This is a genomic window from Xanthomonas sp. LMG 12459, from assembly GCF_009192905.1.
Taxonomy (GTDB): Bacteria; Pseudomonadota; Gammaproteobacteria; order Xanthomonadales; family Xanthomonadaceae; genus Xanthomonas_A; species Xanthomonas_A sontii.
On record NZ_NSGT01000055.1, the window covers coordinates 29885 to 46265 of the forward strand.

Consider the following 16381-nt stretch of genomic DNA (forward strand, 5'->3'; position numbering starts at 1 on the left):
GTGCTGCGCTCATTCGGGCTTCTGCGGCTGGCGCTGGTCGGGGTTCTGTTGCGCCTGCGCAGCGGCGGCGCGCGATTCGGCGATGCCGATCGCCCGCGCCGCGGCGGCCTGCTCGTCCTTCTTCGGCACCGGCTGCGCCTCGCCCTCCGGAGTCAGCCAGCCGCCGCTGAAGCCGGCGCGCTCCAGTCCAGTGCGGATGTACTTGTTCTTCTTCATCACGTTCCAGACGAACTCGTTGCGGTAGTTGGCGATCATGGTCAGGATCGGGCCCTGGTCGATGCCGATGTAGTCGCTGGAGACCCAGCCGCGTCCGGGCACGACGCGCCCGGTCTTGAGCGGGATATCGTAGTTGAAGCTGGGGTTGAACGAATCCAGGAAGCCGTAGCTGGAGTAGATGAAGTCGCCGTAGCGCTTGTGCATCTCCTCGGTGGCCGGAATCACCACTTCCGGCGCGAACACCAGCGAGGCCACCGCCGCGGTCGGCGCGATGGTGCCGTCGTCGAAGTTCTCGCGCAGGCCGGCGCCGCGCGAGGAATAGTGGCGGAACTGGCGTTGTTCGCCGCGATACTCCTGCTCGGTGTTCTGCGGCCCGTCGCTGGCGGTCAGGCCCCACACGTTCTCGCCGTAGTCCTTCCACTTCATCGGATTGGCGATGGCGTACTCGCGCTGCGCCAGCACCGCGCGGCGGCTGTTGAGGAAGTAGTCGATGCCGCGCTCGCGCATGTACTGGTCCTGGATGTCGCGGAAGTCGATCCAGACGTGGCTGTACTGGTGCGCGAACATCGGCCCGAACGACAGGTATTCCTGGCCGTAGTACACGCCCCAGTCGTTGTTGTAGGTGCGGGTCCACACCGTCCACGCATCCGGGCTCACCGCATGGGTGGGCGATCCCAAGGCCAGCACGTACAGCATCATCGCTTCGTTGTAGCCCATCCAGTCGTGGCTGATGAAGCCGCTTTCAGGGAACCAGCCCATCGAGATCAGCGGATCGCGCTGCTGCAGCCAGGTCCAGTCCACGCGCCGGTACAGCGTGTCGGCGATCTCGCGGATCTCCTTCTCGCGCGGGTCGTCGCCGTCGTAGTACGACTGCGCGAACAGCACGCCCATCATCAGCAGCGCGGTATCCACGCTCGACAGCTCCACCCAGCTGTCGTAACGGTGGCCGTTCTGCATGTCCAGGAAGTGGTAATAGAAGCCCTTGTAGCCGGCCTTGCCGGTGCGCTGCGGGCCGACCGGCGCATCGCGGAAGAACTTCAGCGTGGTCAGGGTGCGATCCACCGCCTGGGTCCGGCTGATCCAGCCGTTCTCGATGCCGATGGGATACGCCGTCAGCGAGAACCCCACCGACGCGATGCTGGCGAACGGACGCGACGGGAAGCGGTCGGGGGTCAGGCCATTGGTGTCGTTGGTGGTGTCCCAGAAGAACTGGAAAGTGCGCCGCTCGATGTCGCTGAACAGCTGCGGCAGCTCGGGCTTCAGCGGTTTGGGCGGCAGTTCCGCCTCGACCAGGATCACCTGCACCGGCTTCTTCTCCACCGCCTTCGGCTCCTCGACCTTCTTACACGCCGTCAGCAGCACCCCTGCTGCCATCACCATCAACGAAAACCTGATGAACCTGCGCTGCTTCTTCATCGTGCCCCCCGTGAAATCGTTTACATGCACGCAAAAAATACCCCACTTCCGCATCGCCGCGGCCCCCGGTGCACGGGAGCCGCGGCGACCTTGCTTACCAGTTCAAGCCGAACGACAGCTTGAACGTCCGCATCGGCGAGGCGAGCACGCCGTTCGGCGTACCGAACGCCGTATTCAGATCGGCGTACGTTCCGGTTGCGGTGTTGTAGTCCGCGTAGTTGGTCCAGTTGAACAGATTGATGACATCGGCGCGCACGTTGAACTTGATGCCCGACCCGGTATCCCATTCCTTGTTCGCCGCCAGGCTGAATTCCTTGTAGCCCAGCGTGGCGTCCGGCTTGTATTGAATGATATAGCACTGGTCGTTGCCCGCCAGGCAGTTGGTGCCGTAGCGCGGGGTCTGGCTGGCCAACGACAGCTTGGCCGACAGGGTGACGTCGTACGGCAGATCGTAGATGCCGGTGACCACCAGGCGGTTCTTCGGGATGCCGCCGGCCTCACGCCAGCCGTAGCCGGCCATCGACGGCTGGTCCAGCGCATAGTGCTCGCCGTACTGGCGGTTTTCCTTCGCGTCGGAGAAGGTGTAGGCCACGGTCAGGCCCCAGCCGGACTCCTTGTCGTAGGGCTTGTCCAGCTTCAGCGCCAGCTGGTTGTTGCGCGTCTTCAGGCCGTTGGTGCCGAGCACGATCGCGCTGTAGCCGTTGGGCGAATCGGTGGGCACGCCGGAGGTGGTGCCGGGCAGGAAGAACGAGCCGTCGGCACGGCGGTTGCCACGCAGGAACACGAAGCCGTCCTCGCTGACGATGCGGCTCAGGGTCACGTCCGTGTACCAGTCGTTGCCCCAGAAATGCAGCATGTTGCGCATGCCCAGGCTGAACTGGTCGGAGTACGGCACCTTGATGTTGTTGTCGATCAGGTACACCTCGCGGCCGCCGCCGGCGCCGGCGGTGGTGGAGGCCGCCAGCCCGTTCAGGCCGGCCTGGGTCGCATAGCTCGGGTCCCATGCCACGCACGGCTGGCCCAGGCACGGCGTGTTAGCGCTGCTGAAGTAGTAGCTGTAGGAGCGGAAGTTGTTGTTGAGCTGCTCCAGCGCCAGGTAGTCGAACAGGTTGCGGTCGTACGCACGGCCGGCACCGCCGTAGATCACGTGCGCCTGGTCGCCGAACAGGTCGTAGGAGAAGCCCAGGCGCGGCTGCCAGGCATCCTTGAACGCCTTGCGGTTGTTGCCGGTGCTGATGTAGTTGGCGATGTCGTAGTTGGCGTTGTCCAGGTTGCGCCAGTTCAGCAGCGCGCTGGCGACGTCGGCCGGGGTGACGAAGTCGAGGAACGACGGGGTCTTCTCGTAGTCGTAGCGCACGCCCAGGTTCAGGGTCAGGTGCTCGTTGACCTCCCAGTCGTCCTGCAGGTAGATGCCGTACTGCTTGTTCTGCGACTGCACCGAACCGCCGTCGCCGGTGTCGCCGAAGCGCACCCGGTACGGGGTGCCGACATCGCTGAGGATGTTGTAGTAGTACTGCGGATTGGCCGGATTGATCTGGGTCGAATCGAGCTGGATGTCCTTGTACTTCAGACCCATCTTGATGGTGTGGCTGCCGTGCCAGTCGAGGCTGTTGAGGGTCAGGTCGTCCTGCAGGGTCCAGCCCTTCTGGCCCTTGTTCTGGAAGCTGCTGCCGGCGCCGGCGCTGAGGATGGTGGTCTCGTTGCCGGCCTGCGGCACATAGGACAGCACGTAGCCGCTGCCGTCGGTGAGCGGGGTCTGGGTCCAGAATGCGCTCTCGTAGCTCAGGTTCAGATCGTTGAGGAAGGCCTCGCCGCTGTACTGCCAGCGCAGGTTGGCGCGCTTTTCCTTCTGCCCGTTGCTGCTGCCGTGCTGGTAGGTGGTGGTGTTGCCGATGTCCGACAGCTCGTCTTCCTTGCGGTACTTGCCGGTCAGCTCGAACAGGTTGTTGTCGCCCAGGGTCCAGTCGATCTTGCCGAAGTACAGGTCTTCCTTGAACGGCGTGCTGTAGGTGGCGACCAGCGGCTGCAGCTGCGCCGGCAGCTGGTCGACGCGGTCGGCGTAGATGCCGCCCGGGATCACCGTGTTCGGCGTGGTGTATTCCTTGGCCTCGTAGGCCACGAAGAAGTGCGCGCGGTCCTTGAGGATCGGGCCGCTGAAGGTGGCGCCGTACTGGGTCTCGGAGAAGTCGTCGCGCTGGCCGGCCTTGCGCTCCAGCGGGCTTTCGGCACGCCAGTCGTCGTTGGTCGTATCCCAGAAGAAGCTGCCGTGGAAATCGTTGGTGCCGGACTTGGTCGAGGCGACGATCGCCGCACTGCTGACCTGGTCGAACTCGGCCTTGTAGTTGGAGGTGATGACCTTGTACTCGCCGATCGCCGACTGCGGGAACGGGTTGCCGCGGCTGGAATCCTGGCCGCTGACGCCGCCGGTCAGCACGTAGTTCTTCTGGCTGATGCCGTCGATGTAGACGTTGGTGCCGTTGGCCGAGGTCGCGCCGGAGCGCACCGTGGTGTTGCCCTTGGCGTCGCGCTGGAACTGCACGCTCGGCACGCTGTCGGCCAGCTCCAGGAAGTTGCGCGTGGCCTGCGGCAGCTTCTCGATCTGCACGTTGGAAATGTAGGTGGCGTTCTCCGAGGTACGGGTTTCCACCAGCACCGGCGGCGCCTGCACCTGCACCGCGTCGAGCGTGGTCGCGCCCTGCCCGTTGGCGGTGGCCGCTTCGCCGCCCACGCCCAGATCCAGGGTGGCGGTCTGGCCGACCTGCACGGTGACGTTCTGCGAGGTGGTCTTGCCGTCGGCGGTGACGTCGATGCGGTAGGAACCCGGCGGCAGGCCGCCGACCGAATAGGTGCCGTTGCTGGTCTGCACGCTGCGGCTCAGACCGGTGGCCAGGTTGGTGGCGGTGACCTGCGCGGACGCGGCCGGCGCCGAATCGACCTTGACCTGGCCGCGGATGGTGGCACCGGTGCTTTGCGCGAATGCCGGCGCGGCGCCCAGCAGCAGACAACTGGCGAGGGCGCAGCTCAACAGCTTGCGCGTGGGCCGGGCGGAGTGCGGGGTGTGTTGCATGTGGGGTTTTCCCTCCAGGAAGACGTGATGCTCGTTATGGGTGGTGCGTGGTGCTTCGATGGAACGAAGTGGAACAAGCGATGCGGCGCAGAAAAGTGCGTCGCATCAGGAACGGGCCGTGCTGGAATCGCGCACGACCAACGTAGGAACCAGGGTCTGCCGCTGCCGGTCGTCCGCGTCGGGCCGATCGATCAATTGCAGGAGGCGGTGCATCGCCTGCTCACCAAGCCCGGCGATGCTGACGCGCATGGTGGTGAGGGATGGGTGAACGAAACGCGCCAGCGGAATGTCGTCGAAGCCGGCCAACGCGATGTCGTTGGGCACGCGCACGCCGCTCTGGGTGAAGGCGTAGAGGCAGCCGAGCGCGGTCATGTCGTTGGCGGCGAACACCGCATCGGGCAGCGTGCCGGCCTGCAGCATCGCCTGTCCGGCGCGATAGCCGGAGGCTTCGTCGAAGTCGCCCGGGAACTCCTGGCCATGCGCTTCGCCGGAATGGCGTGCCACGGCGTCGCGGAAGCCGCGCAGGCGTTCGCGCGCGTCGAAGTTCAGTTCCGGACCGCCGATGAAGGCGATGCGGCGATGCCCCATCGCCAATAGGTGCTCGGTCATCGCCACCGCGCCGGCGTGGTCGTCGATGCTCAGCACAGGATATTCGGTGCCCGGCAGGTGGGTGTTGATCAACACCGTCGGCAACGCCTGCGGCAGGTTGTCGGTGAGAAAGCCCGGGCGCTCGGCATACGGCGACAGCACCAGCAGGCCGTCGACGCGGCCGCGCATCGCCCGCAGCGCCCGCCCCTGCTCTTCCGGGTCGCCGTGGTAGCTGGACACCAGCAGGTGCTGGCGACGCGCGCGGGCGGCGCCGTCGATGCCGCGGATCAGTTCGGAGAAGAATTCGCCGTACAGGTCGGGCAGCACCACGCCCAGGGTCTGGGTGCGGCGGCTGCTGAGGCTGCGCGCGGCCGCATGCGGGCTGTAGCGCAGGCGCTCGGCCACTTCCAGGACCAGGGTCCGCACCGGCGCGGCCACGTTCTCGTGGCCGTTGAGCGCACGCGACACGGTGGCCACGGAAACCCGGGCCTCGCGTGCGACGTCTTTGATGGTAACCGCGCTCTTCGCCATCGTGCCGCCCTCCGCGGCAGAGACCTTGAGAAACTGGCGCGGACTGTAATCGTTTTCAGCGCGAGGCAGAAGCCCTTTGTTATTTTTACAATAAACGCCTTATTTTTCAGTCACTTGAATAATGAGAAACCGGTCGGAATCGTGCCGCAATGCAGCATAATCCAGGTGCAGATTCCGCTTTTTCCCGGGGTGCACACCCCTGTTTGGACCGGCGGCAGCCGTCGCCGGCGGGTGTCAGCCGCCCGTGCCCGGCACCTCGGCGCGGATCGACAGCGCATGAATATCGGTCTGCATCATCTCGCCCAGCGCCGCGTAGACGGCGCGGTGTCGGGCCAGCGGCGCCATGCCGGCAAAGGCCGCACTGACCACGCGGACATTGAAATGTCCGCGGCCATCGCGCGCGCCGGCGTGGCCGGCATGACGGTGGCTGTCGTCCTCCACCTCCAGCGCCTGTGGCGCGAACGCCGCCTCCAGCGCGGCGCGGATCCGCGCCACCCGCTCGGCGCCGACCTGGCTCATGGCAGCACCTTGCGGAACGGCCGCACCTCGACCCGCGCATAGACGCCGGCGTCGACATACGGGTCGGCCTCGGCCCAGGCCCGCGCCTCGGCCAGCGAGTCGAACGCGGCCACCACCAGGCTGCCGCTGAAGCCGGCTGGACCCGGATCCTCGGCGTCGATCGCCGGGCACGGCCCGGCCAGCAACAGCCGCCCGGCCTCCTGCAACTGGGTCAGCCGCTGCAGGTGCGCCGGCCGCGCCGCCGCCCGCCGCGGCAGCGCATCGGCCACGTCGTACCCCTCGATCACGTACCACATCGCGTCTCCGCCCTCATACCTTCTCTATGGACATGGCATTGTAGGACCTGGCCCGGCGCGGCGGCGCTGGACACCGACCCCGCCGGCGCATTACCCTTGGTCCCATTGCACGCGGCCGGATGCAGCGGCCCGTCGGTGATCGGCGACCCCAAGCCCCTTCCGACGACCGATTCGCTGCCTGACACCGCCCGCGCAGACGTCCTCCTCCGTAGGTCCCGCCGCCGCGACACGCGTGGCGTGCGTCGTGTGTCTTGTTGAAGTACCGAGCGCGTTGCGGGGACGACGCGCCCTTGAACCGCAGCACTGTCGGCAAGGAGCCGCGCCGGGTCGCGCCTGCCCGGCCCTTCGCCACCGCAACACCGATGTCCAACCGATGACTTCCGAACTCGCGCTCGACGCGAACCCGCCAACCCAGACGACCCCGCCACAGCAGCAGGAAATGCCGCTGGCGGTCGTGCATGGGCAGCCGGTGCTGCAGATCCCGCAGGATCTGTACATCCCGCCGGATGCGCTGGAAGTGATCCTGGACGCGTTCGAAGGCCCACTGGACCTGCTGCTGTACCTGATCCGCCGGCAGAACCTGGACATCCTGGACATCCCCGTCGCCGAGATCACCCGGCAGTACGTGGACTACATCAACGTGATGCAGGAGCTGCGCTTCGAACTGGCGGCCGAATACCTGGTGATGGCCGCGATCCTGGCCGAGATCAAGTCGCGGATGCTGCTGCCGCGGCCGCCGGCCGAGGACGGCGAGGAAGTGGACCCGCGCGCCGAACTGGTCCGCCGCTTGCAGGAGTACGAACGCTTCAAGCAGGCGGCCGAGGACATCGACGCGCTGCCGCGGCAGGACCGCGACACCACCCCGGTGCACGCCCACGTGCCGGACCGTGCCGCGGTCAAGCTGCCGCCGCCGGTGGAGCTGAAGGAAATGCTGCTGGCGCTGTACGACGTGCTCAAGCGCGCCGAACTGTTCAGCGGCCACGCGATCAAGCGCGAGGCGCTGAGCGTGCGCCAGCGCATGGGCGACGTGCTGGGCCGTCTGGACGACGGCAAGTTCCACCGTTTCGAATCGCTGTTCAGTGCCGAGGAAGGCAAGCTCGGCGTGCTGGTCACCTTCCTGGCGCTGCTGGAACTGGCCAAGGAGCAGTTGCTGGACATCGTCCAGGAGCCGCTGGCGCACGTTCCCGCCGAGGCCACCGAGCGGCCGCCGATGCCACCGATCTACGTCAAATCGCTGGCGCTGGGCAACACCAATGCGCCGCTGCAGTTCAACAGCGAGTTCGACGACAGCGACGCCGCCGACGCCACCACCTGAGTCCACCGAGAACCCGCCCCCGCATGGATCAAGCGCTGATCAACCGCATCGTCGAGGCCGCCCTGCTCGCCGCCAACCAGCCGTTGCCGCTGGCGCAGTTGCACGGCCTGTTCCCGGAGGAGGAACCCGCGCCGCCGGGCAGCATCGAGCGCGCGCTGGAACTGCTGCGCGAGGCCTGCGAGGGCCGCGGCGTGGAACTGGTGGAAGTGGCCTCCGGGTTCCGTTATCAGGTGCGCAGCGACGTGCACGCCTGGGTGGCGCGGCTGTGGACCGAGCGCAAGACCCGCTACACCCGTGCCACGCTGGAGACCCTGGCGCTGATCGCCTACCGGCAGCCGATCACCCGCGGCGAGATCGAGCAGGTGCGCGGCGTGGCGGTCAGCAGCAACATCATCCAGGCGCTGGAAGAGCGCGAGTGGATCCGCGTGGTCGGGCACCGCGACGTGCCGGGCAAGCCGGCGCTGTTCGGCACCACCAAGACCTTCCTGGACTATTTCGGGCTCAAGCGCCTGGACGAACTGCCGCCGCTGTCCGAACTCAGGGACATCGGCGAACTGGAACCGCAGCTGCCGCTGGACCGCGACGCGCTGCCGGTCGGCGACATGGCCCAGGCCGATGCCGCGCCGGGCGAGGCCGCCGATCAGGGCGACCAGGGCGACACCACGGCGCAGGCCGCAGCCGCCGGCGAACCCGCCGAGCCTGCCGCGACGGCGCAGGCGGACGCGGCCGTGGCCACAGACACCGACACCAGCGACACCGCAACACCGCACACCCCCGCGACCGACGACGCCCACGCGCCGACGGCCACGGATTCCACGACCGCCCCGACGGGCGAACCCGAAGCCGCGCCGGGAGAGCGCGCGGCGGATGCGAACGAAGCCGAAGACAACGCCGTCGCGACGACGACCGTGGCTGTTGACGATGCCGATTCCGAACCACAGGCCGACGCGCAACGCGCCGGCCGGAGCCAAGTAAATGAGTGACACCTCCCGCAAGCTGTCGTTGAACAAGCTCTCGCTCAAGCGCGACGCCGCTGCCGCCGAGCAGCCGAAACTGGAAGAACGCCTGCACAAGGTCCTGGCCCAGGCCGGGCTGGGCTCGCGCCGGGCGCTGGAACAGCGCATCGCCGACGGCCTGGTCAAGGTCAACGGCGAGGTCGCGCAGACCGGCATGTCGATCCGCAGCGGCGACAAGATCGAGCTGGACGGCCGCAGCTTCGTCGCCAGCGCGCTGACCGAGCCCTCGCGCGTGCTGATCTACAACAAGCCCGAAGGCGAAGTGACCACGCGCGAAGATCCCGAAGGCCGCCCGACCATCTTCGAGGCGCTGCCGGCGCTGAAGGGCGCGCGCTGGATCGCGATCGGCCGCCTGGACATCAACACCACCGGCCTGCTGCTGCTCACCACCGACGGCGAGCTGGCCAACGCGATGATGCACCCCTCCTACGAGATCGAACGCGAGTACGTGGTGCGCGTGCGCGCCCCGGAAGGCGAAGAGACCGTGCCCGACAGCATGATCGAGCGGCTCTCGCGCGGCGTGCTGCTGGAGGACGGCGGCGCCAAGTTCGACGAGATCGAACGCATCGGCGGCACCGACTCGCACGACTGGTTCCGGGTGGTGGTCAAGGAAGGCCGCAACCGCGAGGTGCGGCGCCTGTGGGAATCGCAGGGCTGCCAGGTCAGCCGGCTCAAGCGCACCCGCTACGGCAAGATCGCGCTGCCGCGCGAACTGCTGCGCGGGCACTCGATGGAACTGGCGCAGGACAAGGTCGAGGCGCTGCGCGCCGAGCTGAAGCTGGAGGAAGGCACCCCGTCGGCGCTGACCCTGCAGCCGGTGATCGGCCAGCGCAAGGCGGCCAAGGCCACCGTGCAGGTCGGCCGCGGCGGCAATGCCTACGTCAACGGTCACAACACCGCCGACGAAGGCCGCGAGCTGCGCCGCTTCGACACGTTCCGCGAGGACCGCGGCCGCGGCCGCGGCGGCAAGAAGCCGCACGGCGGTCTGACCGTGAGCGGCGAAATGGCCGCCAAGCAGGCGCAGAAGCCGTTCAAGCAGCGCGCCCCGAAGGGCCCCAAGCCGCTGCCGGACGGCAACCCCGCCGCGTTCCGCACCTGGTACGTGCCCGATGGCGTCAGCACCGGCCCGACCGGCCACCGCAACGCCGGTCCCGGCGGTCGTGGCCAGGGTCAGGGCCAGGGGCGTCCCTACGCCAAGCCGCGTCCGGCCGGTGCCGGCGCTGGTGCCGGCGCCGGCCAGGGCCGCGGTCAGGGCCAGGGCCAGCAGCGCAAGGCGCACCCCTACGGGCATCCGGGCAACGCGCCGAGCTTCCCGTCCGACCACGCCACCCCCGGCTTCAATCCCTACGGCGCCGCGCCGCGCGCCGCGCGCCCGGCCGGCGGCCAGAAGCGCGGCCCGGGTCCGGGCGGACGCCCCGGCGGCGGCAACCGCCCGGCCGGCGGGCGTCCTCCGGGTGGCGGCGGCCGTCCCGGCGGCGGCGGCAACCGCGGTCCGCGCGGCGGCTGAGTCGCGACACGGCGTGGTCGCAAGCCACGCCCTCTCAATGGCGCCTGCGGTGTGGGCGCCTGGATCGGAACCCCGGGGGCCGCTCGATGGCCTCTGCAGCCGCGCGCCCTTCGACGGACCCCGCCGTCGGCACCGGGCACGCCACACGCGCACCGCATAGCAAAGCGCGCGACAGCGTGACCGTCGCCGGCAGCAGTTGTGCCGCTAGCGGTCGACACCACTGACTCTGTCAGGCCTGCGCGTCGCTGCCGTCACGGCGCGCGCGGCGAGCCTGTCTGCAACTCACGAGCCGTTTCGCTTTGCAACGGCTAGGCGCTCCGACCAGTGCCAGGCGCATCGGACTCAACGCGGAAGCGGAAACACCTTGCTACCGTTCACCCAGGTCTCGCACACCGCGATGTCGCGCATGCCGGTGGCGTTGACGGCGCTCCACCGCAACGGATTTTCCTCCAGTATCACCAGGTCAGCCTGCTTGCCTGGAAGCAAGGAGCCGATCTGGTGATCGAGATGGCATTGCCAGGCCGCGTCGATCGTCACCGCCCGCAATGCCTGATTCGCGTCCAGGCGCTCCTCTCGATTCAGCACTGCGCTTTCCGACGCGTTGGGGCCGGTGAGTTCCACCGCCTCCATGACGCGTCCGATCGCCTGTTCCATGCAACGCAACGGACCGAACGGTGTCACGAAGTGGTCGCTATGCAGGCTGATCCGCAATCCCGCACGCAAGGCCGACGCGGTGCGATCCAGCAACATCGCGCGCTCTGAGCCGAGGATGGTCTCCTTGAACGCCTTGCCCCAATAGCCGACGTGTCCGATCAGGAAGCTCGGCGAAATCGCCATCCGCCGCATCAGTCCGATCGCCTCATCGTGGAGCAGCGATGCGTGCTCGATCCGGTGGCGCTGCTCGGCCCATGCCGGCGGCGTCGGGAATGGCCGCTTGGGCGGCGGCGGAGGCGGCACCGTACTGAGCGCCAATTGGTACGCGGCCAACACGTTGGCGATGGCTTCGTCGCCGTTGGCATGCGTCAGGATCGGCCAACCGGCGGCTGTGGCTACTGCCATTACGTCCGCCAGCTTGCGCACAGGATCGAAGTTGAACAGGCCGTAGGCACCCACGCCCGGCACAAAATGCCGATCGCAACAGTCGTAAGGCACGCTCTGGAAGCCGGTCAACCCCTGGTTGGAGCCGTCGGCGATAAGCTTGATCGCGCGCAGCGTGAACAGGCTATCGGCAACGCTCGACAACTCCGGCTTGAAGCAATTGACCCATGTCATCAGATCGTTGCTGTTGCCATAGAGTGCGCCTCCCACCCGGACCGTCATCGCCGGAGTCGCCGCCAGCGCCTTCATCATGGGGATTTCGGCAGAACCGGCGATCAAGCCGATACTCGCGTCGAACACTGTGGTGATGCCGCACGCGTTCGCCTGTTGGAACACCTTCATCAATCCCTCCAGGATGTCCACTGGTTTGACCTGGGGCATCTTCTGCAGCACGGCCTGGGATTGCTGCTCGGTCAGGACGCCTTTCGTAGATTCCGGGTCCAGTCCCGCCGCCTTCAAGGCGGGCGTGTTCGCATAGCTGATGTGTCCGGATGCATTGAGCAGGAAGATCTTGACCTTGGTGCTGATGTCGTCCAGAAAATGCACATCGATATCTTTCCAATGCACCATCAACGACGGATCCACGCCGAATCCCTTGACCCATCCTTGCTGTGCCGGATCCGCGTCCGCTTTTTCGACCGCATGCTGCAGCCGTTTGCGGATCTCGCCCCGGGTGTACTTCGCATTCAAGTTTTGACCATCGAACGGCGACAGATCCGCCCAGGTGGTCATCAACGCGCTGGTGATCAGATGCGCATGCGGATCAATCAGGCCGGGCAGCAGCGTTTGATCGCCCTTGAGCGCCCGCTCTATCTGCTCGGTCTGCGCATATGGACGCATCGCCTCGCGCACATGTGCGAGCGTGCCGGTGGCAATAACCTTGCCGTCTGCGATGCCGATCGCTTCCACACACAGTTCCGGACGCTCGGGATCCGGATAGATCTGACCGCCATGAAAGATCACTGGCTCCACTAGCCTGCGGTCACGGCCGTACCGCTCGGCGACGGTCTCGAGCACGTCCTGCCACGTATCGTGATCGTGCTGGTAGACCGGCAGCATGTGCGGACTGCAGCACGCGCAACCGAAGGAGAGACGCTCGGACATGGCAATTCCTTTCAGGTCGTGTCAAGGCACTCGAAACCGCGACTGGCCGCGAAGGCAGCGGTGCAGTTCACCCAGACGGCGTTGAGCATACGCAGGCACCAGCGAGGATACGCTGCAGCACCTCGCAGGCATTGAACCCGCCACCACCGCATTCACCATCCGATTCGACTATATCCGACGGATCGGACGCGAAATCGGGCGCGTCGTCTACGACCGCAGGCAAACGCAGCGGCCGCCAGCGTCTCTTGCCGGAAGCACCGGCCGCTGCTCCGCCGAATCCGACATCAGGCGCTCGCATGCACGCCTGATGCGAAGCCGATATCCTGGCGCATCTGGCGGCCGCCGCGGGTGGCCGCCCTCACCGACCAGGAATTCCCGATGACACGGAAGATGAAGATCGCCCTGCCGCTGCTGATCGCCGGCGTACTGAGCCTCGGCGCCTGCCAGAAGGCGCAGCAGAAGGCCCAGGAAGAGATCGCCGCAGCGCAGAACCCCTACCCGGCCAGTTCGCCGCTGCACGCGCCGTTCGACCGCATGCTGCGCAAGCTGGCCAACGACCCGCGCTACGTGGCGTTGCTCAAGCAGAGCGGCCCGCAAGCGCAGCAGGCCGGCTTCCAACTGGCGCAGAACGGCATCGCGCGACTGGACCACGCCACGCTGGAACAGCGCCTGCAGATCCTGTCGCAGGTCAGCGACAAGGTCGACGTACCGCAGTGCGCCGTGCTGGCGCGCGGCGGCAACCCCAACGATGCGCAGGCGCTGAGCGCGGCGATGCTGTCGGGCCTGGAAAAGCTGCCGCAGGCGCAGATCGACCGCTGGTTCGAGGTCTCGCTGAAGGCCACCGACGCGGAGTTGAACAAGACCCCGGCGCAGCCGGTGAGCCAGGAGCAGATCCAGGCGGCGATGGGCACCCTGGTCAAGTCGCTGCCCGCCGACCAGCAGCAGCGCCTGATGCGGGTGCTGCCGGAGATCGCCAAGGCCAGCGACGAGGACGCCTGCTGGACGGCGCGGACCCTGTACCGCCAGGCCCTGGCGACGCCCGAGCCGGTACGCGGCCAGTTGGCCTGGGTGTTCGCGCAGCAGTGATGGGCTTGCTGCACGGCGCAGCGGCCGCGCTGGCCGCTGCCTGTGCGGCAACACGTACATGCCGCGCAACCGAACGGCGACCGCGCCGCTATCTCTCGCCTGCCAGCTCCACACGAGCATGACCGCCTGGCCGCATCACGTTCGAGTACCAGGATGCGGGAAAACTGCGCGTACCTGCGGTCGCGCAATTGTCGTCCTGCAGCACGCGCGCCGCTCCCAGGTTCGCGCCCCGGCCCAGCAAGGTGCGCGGCAGCGCCAGCAACACGAACCGGCCGTCCTGCAGCACGGTCAGGGCCAGCCCGTAGCGTTCCAGGTTGCCGCTGGCACCGGGCAACTCCTCGGCCACGCGCAGGAACGGGCTGCGCATTGCCAGTTCCGCCTCGCTCAGCGTCCGCAGGTAGTAGCGACGGCCCTTTAGCCAATATCCGTTCCAGTGTGCATCCCAATACGGGCCTGCCACCGCCAACTGCTCACGGATGTCCGCGCGCAGACAGGCGATGTGCAGGTGCAACTGGTTCTGCGAAGGCAGCGTCTGCGCATCCACCACGACGGCCACCGCAGTATCCGGAACCGGCGCACCCAGCAAATCCGACAGCACGCCACGGGCCCGCCATGCCAGCCAGAAGTAGTTCGGCGTGTCCTGGCGCTGCAACGCGAGATTGGCGGCTCCGATGATGCGGCGGGTCGGCACCAGCCAGGCATGCGCTCGGCCGCGCTCGTCCTGCAGGAGAGCATAGCCCTGCGCAGGGTCCAGGGTCCGGCACGGCGCCGGCACCCCGGAGCCCCGCGCACTGACCTCGCAGCGCCGGTGGACGAGATGCCACAAGGCATTGGCATGATGGCGATATATCGCCAGTGCGGTCCCTAGCCACATCAAAGCGAGCGCCACGATGCCGAAGGCGCGATATCCGGATCTGCTCATCTACGACTTCTCTTCCACAGCCGCGTACGCAGCCGACAAAAAGAAACGCGTCCTCGGACGCGCTTGTGACCAGGAAAATGAAAGGAAGCGCCGGCCGACACAGAGGCGTCCGGCCGGCGCCAGCGGTGCTTGTTACCAGACCACACCCGCGCCGACGGCCACGCCGGCATCGCCGCGCGTGGTGGCGCTGGCGTTGACCTTGAACAGGTAGCGGCCGCTTCCGCTGATCGTGGAAACGCCGAACGCGATCGCCTGTTCGCCACGGAACGAGCTCAACGAGACGCCCGCCGCGCTCTGGTCCGGTTGATACGCCTGGGGCAGGCTGGCCATCGCCATCGCCGCGGCCACGCCGGCGCTGGCGCGCCGATCCACCTGATCCACGCGGGAGTCGGTGTAGGCGCGCGACCAGTCCTCTACGCTGTCCAAGCCATCCTGCAACTGTCCCAGGTTGACCGCATCGGTGCGTTCGGTGCCGGCGGCGACGTTGGTGATCTGGCGCTGGTTGCTCGCCGAACCGACCGAGACGGTGTCGGCACGGTCGGCGACCGAGCCCTGCCCCATGGCAACACTGTTGGACTCCGTGGCAGTGGCGCCTTTGCCTACGGCAACGCTACCCGCACCTGATGCGACCGCATCCGCCCCCACCGCCGTCGCGTTCGTGCCACTGGCCGTGGTGTTGCTGCCCATCGCCGTGGTGCTGGCGCTCTTGGCCGACGCAGTAGGCCCAACCGCGACCGAGGTGCCGTCATTGCCCACGACGACCAACCCATCGTTCGTCGCCGATGAGGCGCTCGAACCGTTGCTGCCATTGCTGCCATCGCTGGCGGGGCTGACGCTGCCGCTGCCGCTTTTGCTGGGATTTCCGGAGATGCCGCCAATGGACTGCTCGAGCGTGGTCAGCGAACTCTGTAGCGTGGAGAGCGAATTGGAGTTGTCCTGCACCTTCTGATTCGTGGCATACAGCTGCGAACCGTTCACCGCATCGGTGCTGCTGGCGCTCAGACGGCCTGCGGCCACATTCTGAATCTGCCGCTCCGCCCCCACCGCGCCGACACTGAACGCACCGACCGGCGCGCTGCCGGCGAAGTTGTAGCTGGAGCCACCGAGCGTTGTGGAACTCACCGCCGTGGTCTCCACGGTACGAGTACCCGAGCCGATCGCCACGTCCTTCGCATTGCTGGCGACCGCATCGGGGCCGATCGCGACGCTGTCGGTGCCGGTCGCGACGCTATCGCTGCCCGTCGAATTGACCCGCAGGTACTTCACACCGTCGCCGCCCTGGATACCCTTGACTGCATCGTCGAGCTTGCCCAGTTCGGTGTTGGTGGCATACAGCTGCGAGCCGTTGACCGCATCGGTGCTGGTCCCGGACACGCGGCCGGCGGCCACGTTGGTCACCGTCCGCTCGTGGCCGGCGCTGCCCACGCTCACCGTGCTGCCCGGCTTGGTGCCGGCGTAGGTGTAGGCGGTGCCGTTGAGGGTCCCGCCGGTGGTCGCCACCGCCGCGGCCGTGGTGCTGCCGCTGCCCAGCGCCACGGCGCCGGCCTGCGCCGCCGCTGCGCCTGCACCCAGCGCCAGGCTGTCGCCGCCGCTGGCCGTGGCCGCCTTGCCCAGTGCCACGGCGTTGGCCACGGCCGGATCGTTTCCTTATCGCCCCCTCACGCGCCATTGCCCAGGGCGACCCGCGCTGTCGACCTAAG

General features: G+C 67.4%; 12 protein-coding genes. 4 read left to right on the top strand and 8 right to left on the bottom strand.

Annotated elements, in window-relative coordinates; translation table 11 throughout:
• Positions 1–9 precede the first annotated feature (9 nt).
• The 5 genes from CEK65_RS13290 to CEK65_RS13310 all read right to left on the bottom strand — a co-directional run bounded on the left by CEK65_RS13290 (position 10) and on the right by CEK65_RS13310 (position 6633).
• A complete protein-coding gene (locus tag CEK65_RS13290) occupies positions 10–1590 on the bottom strand; it encodes a glucoamylase family protein (RefSeq protein ID WP_173003417.1) in 1581 nt (526 codons plus the stop codon).
• Between the two features lie 136 nt (positions 1591–1726).
• Positions 1727–4699 carry a TonB-dependent receptor gene (locus CEK65_RS13295; RefSeq protein WP_152182032.1) on the bottom strand — a complete coding sequence of 991 codons (2973 nt, stop codon included), beginning with the start codon at positions 4697–4699 and terminating at the stop codon, positions 1727–1729.
• 105 nt (positions 4700–4804) lie between these two features.
• Positions 4805–5818 carry a LacI family DNA-binding transcriptional regulator gene (locus CEK65_RS13300; protein WP_152182033.1) on the bottom strand — a complete coding sequence of 338 codons (1014 nt, stop codon included), beginning with the start codon at positions 5816–5818 and terminating at the stop codon, positions 4805–4807.
• 234 nt (positions 5819–6052) lie between these two features.
• Positions 6053–6337, bottom strand: coding sequence for a BolA family protein (locus tag CEK65_RS13305; protein ID WP_152182034.1), 285 nt, complete (start codon positions 6335–6337; stop codon positions 6053–6055).
• Entirely contained in the window at positions 6334–6633 is a 300-nt protein-coding gene (locus CEK65_RS13310; RefSeq protein WP_152182035.1) for a YciI family protein, read from the bottom strand. The genes CEK65_RS13305 and CEK65_RS13310 overlap by 4 nt, the downstream gene beginning before the upstream one ends.
• A 373-nt stretch (positions 6634–7006) precedes the next feature.
• Here CEK65_RS13310 and CEK65_RS13315 point away from each other — a divergent pair, with 373 nt between their 5' ends.
• From CEK65_RS13315 to CEK65_RS13325, 3 genes are read left to right on the top strand one after another with little or no spacing between them, the layout of a single operon-like run.
• On the top strand, positions 7007–7948 hold the full coding sequence (locus CEK65_RS13315) for a ScpA family protein (RefSeq protein ID WP_010342676.1): 942 nt from the start codon (positions 7007–7009) through the stop codon (positions 7946–7948).
• A 23-nt stretch (positions 7949–7971) separates the two neighbouring features.
• The gene (scpB, locus tag CEK65_RS13320) at positions 7972–8931 is read left to right on the top strand and encodes an SMC-Scp complex subunit ScpB (protein ID WP_152182036.1); all 960 of its coding nucleotides are present in this window, start codon (positions 7972–7974) and stop codon (positions 8929–8931) included.
• Positions 8924–10471 (top strand): pseudouridine synthase, encoded by a 1548-nt coding sequence (locus CEK65_RS13325; RefSeq protein WP_152182037.1) that lies wholly within the window; start codon positions 8924–8926, stop codon positions 10469–10471. The genes scpB and CEK65_RS13325 overlap by 8 nt, the downstream gene beginning before the upstream one ends.
• Positions 10472–10813: 342 nt before the next feature.
• Here CEK65_RS13325 and CEK65_RS13330 read toward each other — a convergent pair whose 3' ends face one another.
• Positions 10814–12673 carry an amidohydrolase gene (locus CEK65_RS13330; protein ID WP_193314787.1) on the bottom strand — a complete coding sequence of 620 codons (1860 nt, stop codon included), beginning with the start codon at positions 12671–12673 and terminating at the stop codon, positions 10814–10816.
• 390 nt (positions 12674–13063) lie between these two features.
• Between CEK65_RS13330 and CEK65_RS13335 the strand changes: the two genes are divergently transcribed.
• Positions 13064–13759: a hypothetical protein gene (locus tag CEK65_RS13335; RefSeq protein WP_152182043.1), complete on the top strand. Its 696-nt coding sequence runs from the start codon at positions 13064–13066 to the stop codon at positions 13757–13759.
• Between the two features lie 88 nt (positions 13760–13847).
• On the opposite strand, the gene CEK65_RS13340 is transcribed toward CEK65_RS13335, so the two are convergent.
• Both CEK65_RS13340 and CEK65_RS13345 read right to left on the bottom strand, forming a co-directional pair.
• Positions 13848–14681 carry a CDP-diacylglycerol diphosphatase gene (locus tag CEK65_RS13340; RefSeq protein WP_226977922.1) on the bottom strand — a complete coding sequence of 278 codons (834 nt, stop codon included), beginning with the start codon at positions 14679–14681 and terminating at the stop codon, positions 13848–13850.
• Positions 14682–14813: 132 nt separating this feature from the next.
• Entirely contained in the window at positions 14814–16313 is a 1500-nt protein-coding gene (locus tag CEK65_RS13345) for a YadA-like family protein (protein WP_152182038.1), read from the bottom strand.
• Positions 16314–16381 lie beyond the last annotated feature (68 nt).

Bases quoted from the DNA above. Each gene is read 5' to 3' on its own strand.
- CEK65_RS13295 (WP_152182032.1), bottom strand. From the start codon at position 4,699: ATGCAACACACCCCGCACTCCGCCCGGCCCACGCGCAAGCTGTTGAGC.
- CEK65_RS13325 (WP_152182037.1), top strand. From the start codon at position 8,924: ATGAGTGACACCTCCCGCAAGCTGTCGTTGAACAAGCTCTCGCTCAAG.
- scpB (WP_152182036.1), top strand. From the start codon at position 7,972: ATGGATCAAGCGCTGATCAACCGCATCGTCGAGGCCGCCCTGCTCGCC.
- CEK65_RS13330 (WP_193314787.1), bottom strand. From the start codon at position 12,673: ATGTCCGAGCGTCTCTCCTTCGGTTGCGCGTGCTGCAGTCCGCACATG.
- CEK65_RS13340 (WP_226977922.1), bottom strand. From the start codon at position 14,681: ATGAGCAGATCCGGATATCGCGCCTTCGGCATCGTGGCGCTCGCTTTG.
- CEK65_RS13335 (WP_152182043.1), top strand. From the start codon at position 13,064: ATGAAGATCGCCCTGCCGCTGCTGATCGCCGGCGTACTGAGCCTCGGC.
- CEK65_RS13300 (WP_152182033.1), bottom strand. From the start codon at position 5,818: ATGGCGAAGAGCGCGGTTACCATCAAAGACGTCGCACGCGAGGCCCGG.
- CEK65_RS13315 (WP_010342676.1), top strand. From the start codon at position 7,007: ATGACTTCCGAACTCGCGCTCGACGCGAACCCGCCAACCCAGACGACC.
- CEK65_RS13310 (WP_152182035.1), bottom strand. From the start codon at position 6,633: ATGTGGTACGTGATCGAGGGGTACGACGTGGCCGATGCGCTGCCGCGG.
- CEK65_RS13290 (WP_173003417.1), bottom strand. From the start codon at position 1,590: ATGGCAGCAGGGGTGCTGCTGACGGCGTGTAAGAAGGTCGAGGAGCCG.
- CEK65_RS13305 (WP_152182034.1), bottom strand. From the start codon at position 6,337: ATGAGCCAGGTCGGCGCCGAGCGGGTGGCGCGGATCCGCGCCGCGCTG.